18 protein-coding genes are annotated in these 17678 nt (G+C 73.1%); 8 read left to right on the top strand and 10 right to left on the bottom strand.

Going from position 1 to position 17678, the window contains the following annotated elements; translation table 11 throughout:
- Positions 1–11 precede the first annotated feature (11 nt).
- The 3 genes from ABTY59_RS08635 to pdhA are packed head-to-tail and all read right to left on the bottom strand — an operon-like array spanning position 12 to position 3684.
- Positions 12–1478, bottom strand: a complete 1467-nt coding sequence (locus ABTY59_RS08635; RefSeq protein WP_352018155.1) for a dihydrolipoamide acetyltransferase family protein — start codon at positions 1476–1478, stop codon at positions 12–14.
- Positions 1478–2524, bottom strand: coding sequence for an alpha-ketoacid dehydrogenase subunit beta (locus ABTY59_RS08630; RefSeq protein ID WP_352018154.1), 1047 nt, complete (start codon positions 2522–2524; stop codon positions 1478–1480). Before ABTY59_RS08630 ends, ABTY59_RS08635 begins: the two co-directional genes overlap by 1 nt.
- Positions 2524–3684: a pyruvate dehydrogenase (acetyl-transferring) E1 component subunit alpha gene (gene pdhA / locus ABTY59_RS08625; RefSeq protein ID WP_352018504.1), complete on the bottom strand. Its 1161-nt coding sequence runs from the start codon at positions 3682–3684 to the stop codon at positions 2524–2526. Before pdhA ends, ABTY59_RS08630 begins: the two co-directional genes overlap by 1 nt.
- A gap of 192 nt (positions 3685–3876) precedes the next feature.
- Here pdhA and ABTY59_RS08620 point away from each other — a divergent pair, with 192 nt between their 5' ends.
- Positions 3877–4401: an Lrp/AsnC family transcriptional regulator gene (locus tag ABTY59_RS08620; RefSeq protein WP_352018503.1), complete on the top strand. Its 525-nt coding sequence runs from the start codon at positions 3877–3879 to the stop codon at positions 4399–4401.
- Between the two features lie 246 nt (positions 4402–4647).
- On the opposite strand, the gene ABTY59_RS08615 is transcribed toward ABTY59_RS08620, so the two are convergent.
- Positions 4648–5241 (bottom strand): TetR/AcrR family transcriptional regulator, encoded by a 594-nt coding sequence (locus ABTY59_RS08615; RefSeq protein WP_352018153.1) that lies wholly within the window; start codon positions 5239–5241, stop codon positions 4648–4650.
- Entirely contained in the window at positions 5238–6824 is a 1587-nt protein-coding gene (locus ABTY59_RS08610; RefSeq protein WP_352018152.1) for a 3-hydroxyacyl-CoA dehydrogenase, read from the bottom strand. The genes ABTY59_RS08615 and ABTY59_RS08610 overlap by 4 nt, the downstream gene beginning before the upstream one ends.
- 124 nt (positions 6825–6948) lie before the next feature.
- Here ABTY59_RS08610 and paaN point away from each other — a divergent pair, with 124 nt between their 5' ends.
- Positions 6949–8646 (top strand): phenylacetic acid degradation protein PaaN, encoded by a 1698-nt coding sequence (gene paaN / locus ABTY59_RS08605; RefSeq protein WP_352018151.1) that lies wholly within the window; start codon positions 6949–6951, stop codon positions 8644–8646.
- Positions 8647–8689: 43 nt separating this feature from the next.
- Here the strand turns inward: paaN and ABTY59_RS08600 are convergent, their stop codons facing one another.
- From ABTY59_RS08600 to ABTY59_RS08590, 3 genes are read right to left on the bottom strand one after another with little or no spacing between them, the layout of a single operon-like run.
- Positions 8690–9352 (bottom strand): TrmH family RNA methyltransferase, encoded by a 663-nt coding sequence (locus ABTY59_RS08600; protein WP_352018150.1) that lies wholly within the window; start codon positions 9350–9352, stop codon positions 8690–8692.
- Positions 9349–10602: an HTTM domain-containing protein gene (locus ABTY59_RS08595; protein WP_352018149.1), complete on the bottom strand. Its 1254-nt coding sequence runs from the start codon at positions 10600–10602 to the stop codon at positions 9349–9351. Before ABTY59_RS08595 ends, ABTY59_RS08600 begins: the two co-directional genes overlap by 4 nt.
- Positions 10599–11357 (bottom strand): DUF5819 family protein, encoded by a 759-nt coding sequence (locus tag ABTY59_RS08590; RefSeq protein ID WP_352018148.1) that lies wholly within the window; start codon positions 11355–11357, stop codon positions 10599–10601. The genes ABTY59_RS08595 and ABTY59_RS08590 overlap by 4 nt, the downstream gene beginning before the upstream one ends.
- A 145-nt stretch (positions 11358–11502) precedes the next feature.
- Between ABTY59_RS08590 and paaA the strand changes: the two genes are divergently transcribed.
- From paaA to ABTY59_RS08560, 6 genes are all read left to right on the top strand, one after another.
- Positions 11503–12519, top strand: coding sequence for a 1,2-phenylacetyl-CoA epoxidase subunit PaaA (gene paaA / locus ABTY59_RS08585; RefSeq protein ID WP_352018147.1), 1017 nt, complete (start codon positions 11503–11505; stop codon positions 12517–12519).
- Positions 12516–12803 carry a 1,2-phenylacetyl-CoA epoxidase subunit PaaB gene (paaB, locus tag ABTY59_RS08580; RefSeq protein WP_352018146.1) on the top strand — a complete coding sequence of 96 codons (288 nt, stop codon included), beginning with the start codon at positions 12516–12518 and terminating at the stop codon, positions 12801–12803. The genes paaA and paaB overlap by 4 nt, the downstream gene beginning before the upstream one ends.
- Positions 12800–13528: a 1,2-phenylacetyl-CoA epoxidase subunit PaaC gene (paaC, locus tag ABTY59_RS08575; RefSeq protein WP_352018145.1), complete on the top strand. Its 729-nt coding sequence runs from the start codon at positions 12800–12802 to the stop codon at positions 13526–13528. Before paaB ends, paaC begins: the two co-directional genes overlap by 4 nt.
- Entirely contained in the window at positions 13522–14019 is a 498-nt protein-coding gene (paaD, locus tag ABTY59_RS08570) for a 1,2-phenylacetyl-CoA epoxidase subunit PaaD (RefSeq protein WP_352018144.1), read from the top strand. The genes paaC and paaD overlap by 7 nt, the downstream gene beginning before the upstream one ends.
- Positions 14020–15108 (top strand): 2Fe-2S iron-sulfur cluster-binding protein, encoded by a 1089-nt coding sequence (locus ABTY59_RS08565; protein WP_352018143.1) that lies wholly within the window; start codon positions 14020–14022, stop codon positions 15106–15108.
- A 154-nt stretch (positions 15109–15262) separates the two neighbouring features.
- Complete coding sequence (locus tag ABTY59_RS08560) at positions 15263–16396, top strand: acyl-CoA dehydrogenase family protein (protein ID WP_352018142.1); 1134 nt, start codon at positions 15263–15265, stop codon at positions 16394–16396.
- A 13-nt stretch (positions 16397–16409) separates the two neighbouring features.
- On the opposite strand, the gene ABTY59_RS08555 is transcribed toward ABTY59_RS08560, so the two are convergent.
- Together ABTY59_RS08555 and ABTY59_RS08550 are read right to left on the bottom strand one after the other, a co-directional pair.
- Positions 16410–16754, bottom strand: a complete 345-nt coding sequence (locus tag ABTY59_RS08555; RefSeq protein WP_352018141.1) for a rhodanese-like domain-containing protein — start codon at positions 16752–16754, stop codon at positions 16410–16412.
- A 54-nt stretch (positions 16755–16808) separates the two neighbouring features.
- On the bottom strand, positions 16809–17636 hold the full coding sequence (locus ABTY59_RS08550; protein WP_502995344.1) for a hypothetical protein: 828 nt from the start codon (positions 17634–17636) through the stop codon (positions 16809–16811).
- Positions 17637–17678: the final 42 nt, after the last annotated feature.

Here is a 17678-nt window from a genome sequence, read left to right as displayed (position 1 = left end):
GGCCGCGCGCGTCAGACCGTGCGGAGCAGGACGGCCGGCTGCTCGACGCAGTCCGCGACGTACCGCAGGAAGCCACCCGCCGTACCGCCGTCGCAGACGCGGTGGTCGAAGGTGAGCGACAGCTGCACCACCTGACGGACGGCCAGTTCGCCCTGGTGTACCCAGGGTTTGGGGATGATCCGGCCGACACCGAGCATGGCCGCCTCGGGGTGGTTGATGATCGGCGTGGAGCCGTCGACCCCGAACACCCCGTAGTTGTTGAGGGTGAACGTGCCGCCGGTGAGATCCGCCGGGGTGATCGCGCCCTGCCGCGCGGCCTCGGTGAGGCGGGCGAACTCCTCGGTCAGCGACTCGGCCGTGCGGGTCCCCGCGTCCTTGACCACGGGGACGACCAGACCGCGCGGGGTCTGGGCGGCGAAGCCGAGGTGCACGGACGGCAGCCGGACGATCTCCCGGGCAGCCGTGTCCACCGTGGAGTTGAGCTCGGGGAACCGGGCCAGGGCGTGCGCGCAGATGCGCGCGAGGAGCGCGAGCAGCGAGATCTTCGGCCCACCGGCCGCGTTCATCGCCGCGCGGGCCGCCATCAGCTCGGTCGCGTCGGCGTCGACCCAGCAGGTCGCGTCGGGGATCTCCGTGCGGCTGCGGGACAGCTTGTCCGCCACCGCGCCGCGGACACCGCGCAGCGGAATCCGCTCACCGGCCGCTGCGGCGAGCGCCGACGCCGGGACGGCCGCGGGCGCGGGCGCCGGGGCGGCGACGGTCCGCTCCAGGGCGGCGAGGGCCAGCTCCACGTCGGCCCGCAGGATCAGGCCCTCGGGCCCGGATCCGCGCACCTCCCGCAGATCGAGCCCCCGGTCCCGGGCCAGCTTCCGCACGAGCGGCGAGATCACGGGCAGCGGACCCGTGTGCGCGTCCCCGCCGGGAGCCGGTGCGGCGACCGGGGCCGGGGCGACGGCCGGGGCCGGGGCGGCGACCGGAGCCGGGGCGGCGGGCGCCTGAGCGGCGGGGGTCGGGACAGCGGGAGACCGGACGGGCGCGGACGGGCCGGCGGCCGAGGCCGTCGCCGGGTTCGTGTGCCGGACCCGGCGCCGACGGGCGGCGGGCCCGGCCGTTCCGTAGCCCACGAGCACGTTGCCCGAGTACTCCGAGGAGACGGCCGCGGCGGCGTCGCCCCCACCCGCGGTGGGAGCCGCTCCCGGAGCGGCCTCCGCGAGCTCCTCCGGCGCGCCCGTGCCGCCCACGGCGACCGTCAGGAGCGGGGCGCCGACGGGCAGTTCGGTGCCCTCCTCGCCGTACCGTGCGGTGACGACGCCGCCGTACGGGCAGGGCACCTCCACCATCGCCTTGGCCGTCTCGACCTCGACGACCGGCTGGTCGATGGCGACGACGTCGCCGACGGCGACGAGCCAGCGCACGATCTCGGCCTCGGTGAGCCCCTCACCGAGGTCGGGCAGCTTGAACTCAAGGACCTGTGCCATCAGCTGCCCGCCTCCCACTGCAGTCGCGCCACCGCGTCCAGGATCCGGTCCACGCCCGGCAGGTGGTGCCGCTCCAGCATCGGCGGCGGGTACGGGATGTCGAAGCCCGCGACCCGCAGCACCGGCGCCTCCAGGTGGTGGAAGCAGCGCTCGGTCACGCGCGCGGCGATCTCCGCGCCGGGGCCGCCGAAGCCGGACGACTCGTGGACGACGACCGCGCGGCCGGTGCGCCGCACGGAGGCGCAGACCGTCTCGTCGTCGAACGGCACGAGCGAGCGCAGGTCGACGACCTCCAGGTCCCAGCCCTCGGCCTGCGCGGCCTCCGCCGCCTCCAGACAGACCGGCACGGACGGCCCGTACGTCAGCAGGGTGGCGCCGGTGCCCCGGCGCCGCACGACGGCCTTGCCGATCGGCTCGACGGCGGCGGGCGCCTCGGGGGACCAGTCGGACTTGGACCAGTAGAGCCGCTTGGGCTCCAGGAAGACCACCGGGTCGTCCGAGGCGATGGCCGCGCGCAGCAGCCCGTAGGCGTCCTCGACGGTGGCCGGGGTGACGACGTGCAGGCCCGGGGTGGCCGTGTAGTAGGCCTCGGAGGAGTCGCTGTGGTGCTCGACGCCGCCGATCCCGCCGCCGTACGGGACACGGATGACGATCGGCATCGGCATCGCGCCGCGCGTGCGGTTCCGCATCTTCGCCACGTGCGAGATCAGCTGCTCGAACGCCGGGTACGCGAAGGCGTCGAACTGCATCTCCACGACCGGCCGCAGGCCGTACATGGCCATGCCGACGGCAGCGCCGAGGATGCCCGCCTCGGCCAGCGGCGTGTCGGTGCAGCGGTCCTCGCCGAACTCCTTGGCGAGTCCGTCGGTGACCCGGAAGACGCCGCCGAGGGTGCCGACGTCCTCGCCCATCACATGGACGGTCGGGTCCTCGGCCATCGCGTCGCGCATGGCGCGCTGGAGCGCCTGCGCCATCGTGGCGGGCTTCGGCTTCCCGGCGGTCCCGCCGGCCTTGGCCGCCGCGGGGCCGGTCGTCGCGGTCGTCATCACGCCTCACCCTCGGCTTCGAGCTCGGCGCGCAGCTGCGCCGCCTGTTCCCGCAGCTGCGTGGTCTGCTCCGCGTACACGTGGGAGAAGAGTTCCATCGGGTCGAGCACCGGGTCGGCGTTCATCCGTTCGCGCAGCTCCGCCGCCATCGTCTCGGCGGCCTCGGCCGCCGCGCGCCTGCCGTCCTCGTCGAGCAGGCCGCGCTCGGTCAGTTCCCGTTCGAGCAGGAGGATCGGGTCGTGCGCCCGCCAGGTCTCGACCTCGCCCGCCGCGCGGTAGCGCGTGGCGTCGTCGGCGTTGGTGTGGGCGTCGATCCGGTAGGTGACGGCCTCGACGAGGGTGGGTCCGCCGCCGCGCCGCGCGCGGGCCACGGCCTCGGTGAGGACCTGGTGGACGGCGACCGCGTCGTTCCCGTCGACGAGCCGGCCGGGCATCCCGTATCCGACGGCCTTGTGGGCGAGGGACGGGGCAGCGGTCTGCTTGGCGAGCGGCACGGAGATCGCGAAGCCGTTGTTCTGCACGAGGAAGACCACGGGGGCCTGCCAGACGGCGGCGAAGTTCAGCGCCTCGTGGAAGTCGCCCTCGCTGGTGCCGCCGTCGCCGACCATGGCGAGCGCGACGACGTCGTCGCCCTTGAGGCGGGCGGCGTGGGCGAGGCCCACCGCGTGCGGGAGCTGGGTGGCCAGGGGCGTGCAGAGCGGCGCGATGCGGTGCTCACGCGGGTCGTACCCGGTGTGCCAGTCGCCGCGCAGCAGGGTCAGCGCCTGGACGGGGTCGAGGCCCCGGGCGACGGCCGCGAGGGTGTCGCGGTACGAGGGGAAGAGCCAGTCCCGCTCCTCCAGGGCGAGGGCGGCGGCGATCTCGCACGCCTCCTGTCCCGTGGTGGACGGGTACACCGCGAGGCGGCCCTGCTTGGTCAGGGCGGTGGCCTGGGTGTTGTACCGGCGGCCGCGGATCAGCTCCGCGTAGAGCCGGAGCAGCAGCGCGGGGTCGGCGTCGGCCACGGCGTCCGTGCCGAGCACGCGCAGCGGCTCGGCCTCGGGCAGCAGCGGGGCGGGGTCGGTGCGGGGCTGCCACGCCGGCGGCGGGGTGTGCCGGTGGGCGGGAACGGCACCGGGCGGCTCTTGGACTGTCGAACTGCGCTGTTGCAACGAGTCCACCTCCTCGTGGGAGCGGGCATAAGACCCGAAGGCGGGTGGCGCGAGTGTGGCGCGCCTCACCTACCGATTGTTCGGTCGTGGAGGCATTTTGGCTACAGGCACCTTCAGCCTGTGGACAAACGGTTCTCCACAGCCTGGGATAAGGGCAGGTCGTCCACCGGAGAGAGGCGGGGGCACATGGCGGATGAACAAATGGCCGACGACTGGGAGCAGGTCGTCGCACCGGCGCCGGCACCGGTGACCCCAGGCGTCCCGGCACGCCCGCTGGACGCCATCGACCGCGACATCCTGCGGATCCTGCAGACGGACGGACGCGCCTCGATCCGCTCCGTGGCCGAGCGGGTGCACGTCTCCCGGGCCAACGCGTACGCGCGCATCAACCGGCTCATCGACGACGGGGTGATCCGCGGCTTCAGCGCGCGCGTCAACCACGAGCGGGCGGGGCACGGCGCCTCCGCGTACATCACGCTCAAGATCGTCCAGAATTCCTGGCGGACCGTGCGCGAACAGCTCCAGGCCCTGCCGGGAGCCGCGCACATCGCTCTGGTCAGCGGCGATTTCGACGTCCTGCTGCTGGTCCACACCCCCGACAACAGGACCCTGCGCGAGCTGGTGCTCACCAAGCTCCAGTCCATCCCCGAGGTGCTCTCGACCCGGACGCTGCTGGTCTTCGAGGAGACGGACCTGGACCCGGACCACCGCGACCCGGGCCGCTGAGCCCGCGGTGGCCCGGACGACGGCCCAGCGGCCCGAGAAGGCCGCCCCCGCGCCCGGACGACGGCTCAGCGAGCCCCGACGAGGCCCAGCGGCCCGTCGAAGCCGCTCTCCCGCCCGTACGACGGCCCAGCGGCCCGTCGAAGCCGCCCTCCCGCCCGTACGACGGCCCAGCGGCCCGAGAAGGCCGCCCCCGCGCCCGGACGACGGCTCAGCGGGCCCGTCGAAGCAAGAGACCCCTACGACGGCTCAGCGGGCCGTCCGCAGCCCGTCGAAGGCCAGGTGGACGACGGTCTCGGCGAGCTGTTCCCGCTCCGCCGTCGCGTCCGGGTGCGGCCGGTACCACTCCACCAGCGAGTTGATCATGCCGAAGAGCAGCCGGGTCGCGAGCCGGATGTCCACATCGGCCCGCAGGTCGCCCTCGGCGGCGGCCGCCTTCAGCAGATCGGCCACCTTGTGGTCGAACTCGCGCCGCCGCTCCATCGCCCACCGCTCCGTGGCGGTGTTCCCGCGCACCCGCAGCAGCAGCGTCACGTACGGAAGCTCCGCGATCAGGACCTCGACCGTGCGGCGCGTGACGTACTCGACCCGGTCGACGGCCCGGCCGCGCCCGGCCCCCGGCTCGTCGAGCACCGCGAAGAGCCCGTCGAGCGCACGGCTGACCGCGCGCCGCAGCAGCTCCTCCTTGCCGGACACGTGGTGGTAGATCGAGGACTTCGAGATCCCGGCCGCCTTGGACAGGTGCTCCATGGACGTGCCGTCGTAGCCGCGCTCGTTGAAGACCCGCACCGCGACCGAGAGCAGCGTCTCGGGGGTGTACGTGTCGCGCTTCGCCGTGGTCATCGGGAGTCCCGTCCTTCCTCGGCGTATCCCCGGCGGGCGGTGGCCAGGCTGGGCGCGTAGCGGCCCGTCGGGTAGCGCTCGTGCAGGGCGGAGAGCAGATCGCGTACGCGCGCGTGGCCCACGGTCCCCGCCCACTCCAGCGGGCCGGCGGGGTAGTTGACCCCCAGCCGCATGGCCGTGTCGACGTCCTCGGCGGTGGCCACGCCCCGGTCGACCGCGTCGGCCGCGAGGTCGGCGAGCATCGCGACCGTACGGGCGACGATCATGCCGGGCACGTCGCCGATGACGGACACCTTCTTGCCGAGCGCCTGGAAGAGGCCCACGGCCTCGGCGAGCGACTCGGTCGAGGTGTGCTCGCCGGTGGACAGCACGATGCGGGTCGCGCGCGCGTAGTCGAGCGCGAGGTCGAAGTAGATGATCTCGTCGGTGGGGTACTCGAAGGCGGTCTCGCCGTCGGCGAGGCCGAGGCGGGCGCCGCCGGGCAGCCGGACGTACCCGGCACCGCCCTTGCGCCGGACCTTGATCCCGGCCTCCTCGAAGAGCCCGACCAACGGCTCGGCGGGCCCCAGGTCGCCGCGTACGGCGATCTGCTCGGGCGCCTGTGCCGGCGGCGCCGTGTGCGGCTCCGGCCGCTCCGCGCCCTCCGCGTACGAGAACCAGCCGTGCCCCGACTTGCGGCCGAGCCGGCCCGACTCCACGAGCCGGCGCTGCGCGAGCGAGGGGGTGAACTTCGGGTCCTGGTGGAAGGAGTCCCAGACGGACCGGGTGACGGCCTCGTTCACGTCCTGGCCGATGAGGTCGGTCAGCTCGAACGGGCCCATGCGGAAGCCGCCGCACTCGCGCAGGGCCGCGTCGATGGTCGCGGGGTCGGCCGCTCCCTCCTCGTACACCCGGAGCGCCTCGGCGTAGAAGGGGCGGGCGACCCGGTTCACGATGAAGCCGGGGGTGTCCGCGCAGCGCACCGGCGTCTTCCCCCAGCCCTTGACCGTGGCGTACGCGCGCGTGGCGACGTCCGCGTCGGTGGCGAAGCCGCTGACGACCTCGACGAGGGGGAGCAGCGGCGCCGGGTTGAAGAAGTGCAGCCCGACGAAGCGGCCGGGCAGCCGCAGCCCTCCGGCGATGGCGGTGACGGAGAGGGAGGAGGTGTTGGTGGCGAGGACGGTGTCGTCGCCGACGATCTTCTCCAGGTCGGCGAAGAGCCGCTGCTTGACCGAGAGGTCCTCGACGATCGCCTCGATCACGAGGGCGGCGTCCGCGAGCTCGGCGGGGTCCTCGGCCGCGTGCAGCCGGCCGACGGCTGCCTCCCGGGCGGCGGCGTCGAGACGCCCCTTCTCCACGAGCCGGTCCAGGCGGGCGGTGAGGGCGGCGACGGCCTCGGCGGCCCGGCCGGGGGCGCTGTCGTAGAGGCGCACGGGGTGGCCGGCGACCAGCGCGACCTGGGCGATGCCCTGGCCCATGGTCCCGGTGCCCACGACGGCGACGGTGCGGTCCGGCCCGATGGCGGCGGTGCTGTCCTGTCCCACGGCGGCGGTCTCACTGGCGGTCACGTCGTCGCTCCCCCTGACGGTCACGTTGGCGCTCATAGGAGTGATCCTCCCCGATGGGTTTTCCACAGGATCGGCGGACCCCCTTGTCCCGACCGATCGTTCGGTTACTCTAACTCCGTACGCGTCTCCCTGCCCAGCTCGACGAGGAGTTGGTCCATCCATGGCCACCGCTCAGCTGACCACCGACCGTCTGGCCGAGAAGCACCGGTCCACGCTCGACCAGGCGCTCGACACCATCCGCAGCCGCGCCTACTGGTCGCCGTACCCCGAGCACCCCAAGGCGTACGGCGCGGACGGCTCGCTCGACGCGGCGGCGGGTCTCGCCGCCCACCAGTCCACGCTGAACACCCGCTTCGACCTCGACCAGCCGGGCACGGACGGCTGGACCGGCGGCGAGACCTCGCCGTACGGCCCGTCCCTCGGCATCGAGTACCCGCACGCCGACCTCGACGTGCTGCTCCCCGCGATGCGCGCGGGCATGGGCGCCTGGCGGGACGCCGGCGCCGAGACCCGCGCCCTGGTCTGCCTGGAGATCCTCGCCCGTATCTCCGCCCGCACCCATGAGTTCGCCCACGCCGTCATGCACACCAGCGGGCAGGCGTTCATGATGGCGTTCCAGGCCGGCGGCCCGCACGCCCAGGACCGCGGCCTGGAGGCCGTGGCCTACGCGTACGAGGAGCAGACCCGCACGCCCGCCGGCCGGGCCGGCTGGTCCAAGCCGCAGGGCAAGCGCGACCCCCTGGAGCTGAGCAAGGAGTTCACCCCGGTCGGCCGCGGCATCGCCCTGGTCATCGGCTGCAACACCTTCCCCACGTGGAACGGCTACCCGGGCCTGTTCGCCTCCCTCGCCACCGGCAACCCGGTCCTGGTCAAGCCGCACCCGCGCGCCGTCCTGCCGCTCGCGCTCACCGTCAAGGTCGCGCGTGAGGTCCTCGCCGAGTCCGGCTTCGACCCGAACCTGGTGGCGCTCGCCGTGGAGCGGCCGGGCGAGGGCATCGCCAAGACGCTGGCCGTCCGCCCCGAGGTCCGGATCATCGACTACACCGGCTCCACCGCCTTCGGCGACTGGCTGGAGGACAACGCCCGGCAGGCCCAGGTCTACACCGAGAAGGCCGGCGTCAACACGGTCGTGGTCGACTCCACCGACGACTACAAGGGGATGCTGGCCAACCTGGCCTTCTCGCTCTCCCTGTACAGCGGCCAGATGTGCACCACCCCGCAGAACCTGCTGATCCCGCGCGACGGCATCACCACCGACCAGGGCCCCAGGTCGTACGACGAGGTCGTCGCCGACCTCGCGGCGGCGGTCGGCGGCCTGCTCGGCGACGACGCCCGGGCGAACGGACTGCTCGGCGCCCTGGTCAACCCGGACGTGAAGGCGCGCCTGGAGGCCGCCGCCGGGCTCGGCGAGGTCGCGCTCGCCTCCCGCGAGGTGGTCAACCCCGAGTACCCGGACGCCGTGGTCCGCACGCCGGTCATCGTGAAGCTGGACGGCTCCAAGCCGGACGCGCAGGCCGCGTACTTCTCGGAGTGCTTCGGCCCGGTCTCCTTCGCCGTCTCGGTGGACTCCACCGCCGACGCCCTGGAGCTGCTGCGCCGCACGGTCCGTGAGAAGGGCGCGATGACGGTCGGCGCCTACACGACCTCGGCGGACACCGAGCGCGCGGTGGAGGAGGTCTGCCTGGAGGAGTCGGCCCAGCTCTCGCTGAACCTCACGGGCGGGGTGTACGTGAACCAGACGGCCGCGTTCTCCGACTTCCACGGCTCCGGCGGAAACCCGGCGGCGAACGCCGCGCTGTGCGACGGCGCCTTCGTCTCCAACCGCTTCCGCGTGGTGGAGGTCCGCCGCCAGGCCTGACGACCGGGCCGTGCGGGGGCCCCTCGGGGCCTCCGCGCTCCCGTCAGGGCGTCTCGATCTCCGCGTACCGCTGCACCCACGCGTGCATGGCGATCGCGGCGGCCGCGCCCGCGTTGATCGACCGGGTCGAGCCGAACTGGGCGATCGAGCAGACCATCTCCACGTGGGCGCGTGCCTCCTCGGTGAGCCCCGGGCCCTCCTGTCCGAAGAGCAGCACGCAGCGGCGGGGCAGCACGGTCCGCTCCAGCGGGACGGCCCCCGGCAGGTTGTCGATCCCGATGACCGGGATGCCCTCGGCCGCGGCCCACGAGGTCAGCGACGCGGTGTCCGGGTGGTGCCGGACGTGCTGGTAGCGGTCGGTGACCATGGCGCCCCGCCGGTTCCAGCGTCGCCGGCCCACGATGTGGACCTCCTTCGCCAGGAACGCGTTGGCGGTCCGTACGACCGAGCCGATGTTGAAGTCGTGGCCCCAGTTCTCCACCGCGACGTGGAAGTCGTGGCGCCGGGTGTCCAGGTCGGCGACGACCGCCTCGCGCGTCCAGTACCGGTAGCGGTCCACGACGTTGCGCCGGTCGCCGCCGGCGAGCAGCTCGGGGTCGTACCGCTCGTCCCGCGGCCACGGCTCCGGGTGCGGCCCGACGCCGATCTCGGGGCCGAACCCCTCGTCGTACTGGACCGGCTCGGGCTGTTCTTCCGTGGTGCTCACCCGACGAGGGTACGGGGACCGTGCTCCTCACCCGTGAGGCGCTGCCCGGGCAGCGTCTCCGCGGGGGGCTCGACGGGCGTCCGCTTCAGCAGCCGGTCCCGGCCCCGAGCCACCCGGGCGCCCAGCCAGACCAGGAACGCCGTCGGCAGGAACACGGCGTCGGCGGAGATCATCGCGAGCGAGAAGGCCGGCAGCCCGAGGAGCACCGCGATCCCGGCGTGCTCCAGCATCATCGCGACGAGGAGGACGTTCTTCACCTTGCGGTTGAAGAGCGTGAACGGGAACGCGACCTGGACGATCACCGTGCCGTACGTCAGCAGCATCACCATGATCCCGCTGGCGCCGAGCAGCTCGGAGAGGGCCGGCCAGGGCGTGAAGTAGTCCAGGTGGAGCGGGTAGAACAGCGCCGTCCCCTCCTGCCAGCGCGAGCCCTGGATCTTGTACCAGCCGGCCGTGGCGTAGATCAGGCAGACCTCCGCCATGATCACGACGAGGGCGACGTTGTGGGCGAGGTCGGCGAGGGCGTCGAGCAGCGTGCGGGGCTCCCCGGGCGCGAGCCGGCACACCAGCCACCACAGACCGTTCCCGAGCCAGAGCACCCACAGCAGCACCGGCACCCACCACTCGCCGGTGACGTCGCTGAACCACGTCGCGGCGAGGAGGAGGCCGCCGAGCACGACCCACAGCAGCGGTCCGACGACATCGCGGCGCGGCGGCTCCCCCGCGCGGGCCTCGCGGGCCTCCCGGGCCGCCCGCCGGGCGTCCAGGGACCAGACCCGGCCGCAACGGGTGAACACCAGGTACAACGACACGATGTGGAGGACGTTGTCGCCGCCGTCGCCCACGAAGACGGCACGGTTCTGCAGCGACAGCACGCCGACCATGAAGACCACGGACACGGCCCGGGTCCGCCAGCCCACCAGGAGCAGCACGGCGGACAGCAGCGCGATCCCGTAGACGCACTCGAACCAGAGCCGGCCGTCCGACCACATGAGCACGGTGAAGGCCCGGTTGTCGGCGATCAGCCGGTGCGCCATCTCCCAGGACCAGGGCGAGTCGGGCCCGTACAGCTGGTGCCGGTACGGCAGCTCGCGCACCAGGAACAGCAGCCAGGTCAGCGAGAAACCGATCCGTACGATCGCGCTCTGGTACGGGGCGAGGGCACGGCTCGTGACGGTCTGCACGCCCCGGGCGAGCCGGCGGTCGAGGGACTCGCGGGCACGCGCGGGCGTGGCGGGGGAGATGCTCATCGGCCCGCCTCCGTGCGGCTCGTGCCGGCGCCGGCGGACCGGTCGGCCTCGGTGATCGTCCACCACGAGAAGGCGCGGTACGACGGGGTGGGCCGCGACTGCTCGGTGCTCCACCGGGCGGCGGGGACGGGGCGGGAGACGGTGCGGAGCTGGATCCGCCGCGCCTGGGGTCCGAGGGCCCGTCCTCCGGGCCCTTCGAGGGCGTCGAGCCTGAGCACGGCGAGCCGGCGCATGTACTGCTCCGACAGGGCGGCACGCAGTCCGTCGGCACGCCGGCCCTCGGGGTGCGTGTTGACGTAGTAGTCCACGGCCCGGCGGAGCTGGTTCTGCTGCGCGTGGCTGGGCATCGGGTTGTGGCGGATGGCCGCGATGTCCTGGGCGGTGAGGTCGATCCAGCCGGTGGTGCGGAGGCCGCCGTCGGCGGTGGGGACCTCGGCACGGACCTCGACGGAGACGTTCGTCTGGAGCGGGTTGGGCGCGAAGAGCTTCCAGTTCTGTTCGAACTCGGGATAGATCCAGTCGTCGACGGCCTCGCCGTGCCGCTTGGTCAGCGTGTTGGACGGCGCCACGTGCAGGAACACCATCGCCAGGTGGACGCAGGCGAACACGGCGGCGACGGCGAGCGCCACGGCGACGACGACCTGGTACGGCAGCGAGAGCGCCATGATCCCGGCGCCGGACCCGCCGGGTGCGGCCGCCTCCTCGGGAACGGGGGGCGGGGGGTCCTCGGGGGGTCTGCGCCCGTCGTCACTCACCCCGACCGCGTCCTTTTCGACGTACGCGTCCATCCCGCCCCGATCCCGATCGGCCCACCTCGGTTATCCACAGGGTTGACACCATACGGGCCGCCGACCCACCATTGAAGTCATTCAACCGAACGATCGGTCGGTAGGGGCTCTGATGACCGCAGTGACGGCAGGACCGGCAGGGACCACGGGCGCGCCCGGCGTGTCGGACACGGCCGCGGCGGCCGAGCAGGCCGCCTACGAGGCCGTGTTCGACGCCGCCGTCGCCGCGGACGAGCGGATCGAACCGCGCGACTGGATGCCCGAGGCCTACCGGGCCTCCCTCGTCCGGCAGATCGCGCAGCACGCCCACTCCGAGATCATCGGCATGCAGCCCGAGGCGAACTGGATCACCCGGGCACCCTCCCTGCGGCGCAAGGCCATCCTCATGGCCAAGGTGCAGGACGAGGCCGGCCACGGGCTGTACCTGTACAGCGCGGCGGAGACCCTCGGCACCAGCCGCGACGAGCTGCTCGACAAGCTCCACTCCGGCCGCCAGAAGTACTCCTCGATCTTCAACTACCCGACGCTGACCTGGGCCGACGTCGGCGCCATCGGCTGGCTCGTCGACGGCGCCGCGATCACCAACCAGGTCCCCCTCTGCCGCTGCTCCTACGGCCCGTACGCCCGCGCGATGGTCCGGGTCTGCAAGGAGGAGTCCTTCCACCAGCGCCAGGGATACGAGTCGCTGCTCGCCCTCTCCCGCGGCACCGAGGCCCAGCACGCCATGGCGCAGGACGCGGTGAACCGCTGGTGGTGGCCCTCCCTCATGATGTTCGGCCCCCCGGACGACGAGTCGACGCACACCGCCCAGGCGATGGCCTGGAAGATCAAGCGCCACACCAACGACGAACTGCGCCAGCGCTTCGTCGACATCGCCGTGCCCCAGGCCGAAGCCCTCGGCCTCACCCTCCCCGACCCCGACATCCGGTGGAACGAGGAGCGCGGGCACTACGACTTCGGCGCCATCGACTGGACCGAGTTCTGGGACGTCCTCAAGGGCAACGGCCCCTGCAACGACCAGCGGCTGAGCCGACGGCGCCAGGCCCACGAGGACGGCGCCTGGGTCAGGGAAGCGGCGGCGGCCTACGCGGAGAAGCACACCGGCAAGCAGGGAGAGTCACAGGCATGACGACCGACGGTTGGCCGCTCTGGGAGGTGTTCGTGCGCTCCCGCCGCGGACTGTCCCACACCCACGCGGGAAGTCTCCACGCACCCGACGCGGAAATGGCCCTGCGCAACGCCCGCGACCTGTACACCCGCAGGTCCGAAGGCGTCTCCCTGTGGGTCGTCCCCTCGGCGGCCATCACCGCCTCCTCGCCCGACGAGAAGGACCCCTTCTTCGAACCGGCCGCGGACAAGCCCTACCGCCACCCGACCTTCTACGAGATCCCCGAGGGGGTGAAGCACCTGTGACCGGCACCCTCGACACCCGCGCCACCGCCGCCGCACTCGCCCTCGGCGACGACGCCCTCGTGCTCTCCCACCGCCTGGGGGAGTGGGCCGGCTCCGCCCCCGTCCTGGAGGAGGAGGTCGCCCTGGCCAACATCGCGCTCGACCTCCTCGGCCAGGCCCGGATCCTGCTCTCCCTCGCCGGCGACGAGGACGAACTGGCCTACCTCCGCGAAGAGCGCGCCTTCCGCAACAGCCAGCTCGTCGAACAGCCCAACGGCGACTTCGCCCACACCATCGCCCGGCAGCTCTACTTCTCCACCTACCAGCACCTCCTGTACGGCCGGCTGGCCACCGGCGACGGCCCCTTCGCCGGCCTCGCCGCCAAGGCCGTCAAGGAAGTCGCCTACCACCAGGACCACGCCGAGCACTGGACCCTGCGCCTCGGCGACGGCACCACCGAGAGCCACACCCGGATGCAGCGCGCCTGCGACGCCCTCTGGCGGTACACCGGCGAACTGTTCCAGCCCGTCGACGGCCTCGACCTGGCCCTCCCCGCCATGGAGACCGCCTGGCTGGACTCCGTCACCGACGTCCTCGGCCGCGCCACCCTCACCGTGCCCTCCGGCCCCCGCACCGGCGCCTGGACCGCCGGCGCCGGCCGCCAGGGCCTGCACACCGAGTCCTTCGGACGCATGCTCGCCGAGATGCAGCACCTGCACCGCAGCCACCCGGGGGCGACATGGTGACCATGACGGCCCTCGAAGAGGAACTGAGCCGCGTCGCCGGCTCCGTCCCCGATCCCGAGCTGCCCGTCCTCACCCTGGAAGAACTCGGCGTCATGCGAGGCGTGCAGATCCTCGGCCCCGGCCGCGTCGAGGTCTCCCTCACCCCCACCTACACGGGCTGCCCCGCCATCGAGGCCATGTCCTCCGACATCGAGCAGGCCCTCCACGAGCACGGCGTGCCCGACGTCACCGTCGTCACCGTCCTCACCCCGGCCTGGTCGACCGACGACATCAGCGAGGCAGGACGGCGCAAGCTCACCGAGTTCGGCATCGCCCCGCCCCGCCCCCAGGGACCCGCCGGCGGCCCCGTGCCCCTCACCCTGGCGATCCGCTGCCCCCACTGCGGATCCACCGACACCGAGCTCCTGAGCCGCTTCTCCTCCACCGCGTGCAAGGCACTGCGCCGCTGCACCGCCTGCCGCGAACCGTTCGACCACTTCAAGGAGTTGTAGATGGTGTCCCCAGCCGCCGGACGGGCCGGATTCCATCCCCTCCGGGTCAGCGAGGTCGACCGCCTCACCGACGACTCCGTGGCCGTCACCTTCGCGGTCCCGCCCGAACTCCACGAGACCTACCGCCACCTCCCCGGCCAGCACCTCGCCCTGCGCCGCACCGGCGAGCAGGGCGAGGAGATCCGGCGCACCTACTCCATCTGCGCCCCCGCCTCCCCGGCCGGCGAGACCCCCGTCCTGCGCGTCGGCATCCGGCTCGTCGACGGCGGCTCGTTCTCGACGTACGCGCTCAAGGAGCTGTCCGTCGGCGACCTCGTCGAGGTCATGGAACCCATGGGCCGCTTCACCCTCGCCCCACGCCCGGGGTACTTCGCCGCCGTCGTCGGCGGCAGCGGCATCACGCCGGTCCTCTCGATGGCGGCCACCCTGCTCGCCCGCGAGCCGGAGGCCCGGTTCTGCCTCATCCGCAGCGACCGCACCGCCGCGTCCACGATGTTCCTCGACGAGGTCGCCGACCTCAAGGACCGCTACCCGGACCGCTTCCAGCTGGTCACCGTGCTCTCCCGGGAGGAGCAGCAGGCCGGCCTGCCGTCCGGCCGCCTCGACCGCGAGCGGCTCGCCGCACTGCTGCCCGCGCTGCTGCCGGTCGACACGATCGACGGCTGGTTCCTCTGCGGCCCCTTCGGACTCGTCCAGGGCGCCGAGAAGGCCCTGCGCGGCCTGGGCGTCGACCGCGGCCGGATCCACCAGGAGATCTTCCACGTCGACGACGGCTCCGCGCCCGCCCCGGCCCCCGCGGCCGACGCCCCGGCGCACGCCACCCTGACGGCCACCCTGCACGGCAGGTCCGGCACCTGGCCCGTGGAGCGGGACGAGACGCTCCTCGACACCGTGCTCCGATCCCGCGCGGACGCCCCGTACGCCTGCAAGGGCGGGGTGTGCGGCACCTGCCGCGCGTTCCTGGTCGGCGGAGAGGTGCGGATGGACCGCAACTTCGCCCTCGAACCGGAGGAGACGGAAGCCGGATACGTCCTGGCCTGCCAGTCCCACCCGGCCACCCCGGACGTCGAGTTGGACTTCGACCGCTGACCCACCCCGGGGCGCCGCGGGCCGTGCCGCGCCCTCGCCGACCCGCCGCCGGCGCCGCCCAAGTACGGGCGGCGCCGGCATTCCCTTCCCCTAGAACCTGTTCTATCTTGACGAACCGTCAGGTACACCGGGTCGGCAACGGGAAGGCAGCACCGTGGACTTCACCTTCACCGAAGAACAGCAGGCGGCCGTCGAAGCGGCCAAAGCCGTCTTCTCGGACGTCACGCCCGACGCGGTACCGAGCCCCGCACTCACCCCGGGCGCCGTCGCCGAGGACCTCGACCGCCCCCTCTGGGCCCGCCTCGCCGCCGCCGACCTCCTCGGCCTCACCCTGAACCCCGAGCACGGCGGCGCCGGACTCGACACCGTCGCCCTCTGCCTCGTCCTGCGCGAATCCGCCCGCGTCCTCGCCCGCGTCCCCCTCCTGGAGACCAGCGCCGTCGCCCACACCATCGAGCGGTACGCCCACCCCGGCACGGCCGCCGCGCTCCTCCCCAGGACCGCCCGCGGCGAACTCGTCCTCACCGCCGCCTCCCACGGACGCACCGGCCACGAACCCGCCGACCTCGCCGTCACCGCCCACCGCGACGGAACCGACTGGATCCTCGACGGCATCCAGACCGCCGTCCCCTGGGCCCACGGCGCCGACATCATCGCCGTCCCCGCCCGCACCACCGAAGACGCCACCGTCCTCGCCCTGCTGCCCCGCGCACAGGAGGGCCTCGACCTCAGCGACCAGTACTCGACCAACGGCGAACTCCTCGCCGCACTGCACCTCGACGCCGTCCGCCTCCCCGAGACAGACGTCATCGACGCCGCCGACGCCTGGAACCACCTCCGCGACGTCCTCACCACCGGAACCTGCGCGCTCGCCCTCGGCCTCGGCGAGGCCGTCCTCACCATGACCAGCCAGTACACCGGCAAACGCGAACAGTTCGGCCACCCCGTGGCCACGTTCCAGGCCGTCGCCGTCCAGGCCGCCGACCGCTACATCGACCTGCGCGCCATGGAAGCCACCCTCTGGCAGGCCGCCTGGCGCCTCACCGACGGCGCCGGCGGACCACTCCCCACGGCGGGCGACATCGCCGTCGCGAAGATCTGGGCCTCCGAAGGAGTACGGCGCGTGGTGCAGACCGCCCAGCACCTGCACGGCGGCTTCGGCGCCGACACCGACTACCCGCTGCACCGCTACCACGCCTGGGCCAAGCACCTCGAACTGTCACTCGGACCCGCCTCGGCCCACGAGGAGGCCCTCGGCGACCTGCTGGCCGCCCACCCCCTCGACTGACGCGCGACCCCTGTCAGAGGACGAACGCCGGGCTGCCGCCCTCCGCCACCATCGGACGCCCGGCGCCGTCCCAGGCGAGCATCCCGCCGTCGACGTTCACCGCATCGAAGCCCTGCTGCACCAGATACTGCGTGACCTGCGCCGAACGGCCCCCCACCCGACACATCACAAAGGCACGCCCCTGCTCGGCCACGGCCTCCGTCACCTCACCGAAGCGGGCCACGAAGTCGCTCATCGGCACGTGCAGCGCGCCCTCGACATGACCGGCCGCCCACTCGTCGTCCTCCCTGACGTCCAGCACCAGGGCATCGGCCGGCACGGAAGCCGCGTCCACCGAGGGCAGCGGGGAGAAATTCATGGGACAGGCCTTCTCTCGTCAGAACCACCCGAAGGACTCGGGCGCACGGAAAACCTACTGCACCAGCCCCGCCAGCTCGCCCTCCCGCTCGGAGACCTGAGCGAGCAGCTGCTCGGCGATCTCCTCCAGAAGCCGGTCCGGGTCGTCGGGAGCCATCCGCAGCATCGCGCCGATCGCGCTCTCCTCCAGCTCACGCGCCACCGCCGACAGCATGTCCTTGCGCTCGGCCAGCCACTCCAGACGCGCGTACAGCTCCTCGCTCTCGCTGAGCCGCTCCTCGGCCGGCACGGGACCGGCCTCCCACTCCGCGGACAGCTCCCGCAGCAGCGCCTCGTCACCACGGGCGTAGGCGGCGTTGACCCGCGTGATGAACTCCTCACGCCGCCGCCGCTCGTCCTCCTCGCGCGCCAGGTCCGGGTGGGCCTTGCGGGCCAGCTCGCGGTAGAGCCTGCGGACCTCCTCACCGGGACGGACCCGCTTCGGCGGCTGCACCGGACGGTCGGTGAGCATCGCCGCGGCCTCGGGGGAGAGACCGTCGGCGTCGATCCACTCGTGGAACAGCTCGTCCACCCCGGGCATCGGCATCACCGCGGCCCGCGCCTCCTGCGCCCGCCGCAGATCCTCGGGATCACCGGTGCGCGCCGCCCGCGCCTCGGCGATCCGCGCGTCGAGCTCGTCGAGCCGCGCGTACATGGGCCCCAGCTTCTGGTGGTGCAGCCGCGAGAAGTTCTCCACCTCGACCCGGAAGGTCTCGACGGCGATCTCGAACTCGATCAGCGCCTGCTCGGCCACCCGAACGGCCTGCTCCAGCCGAGCCTCGGGCCGCTCATCCCCGGGTCCCTGGTCCACACCCTGGTCCACGCTCACGTCCACGCCGCCCAAGTCCTCGTTCCGCCTCGTCCCACCCAGCCTACGGTCCTCCGG

This window comes from Streptomyces sp. NPDC096079 (assembly GCF_040303145.1).
Lineage (GTDB): Bacteria > Actinomycetota > Actinomycetes > Streptomycetales > Streptomycetaceae > Streptomyces.
Note: the sequence above shows the minus strand (reverse complement) of the source record. Positions and strands in the feature narration are given on the sequence as shown.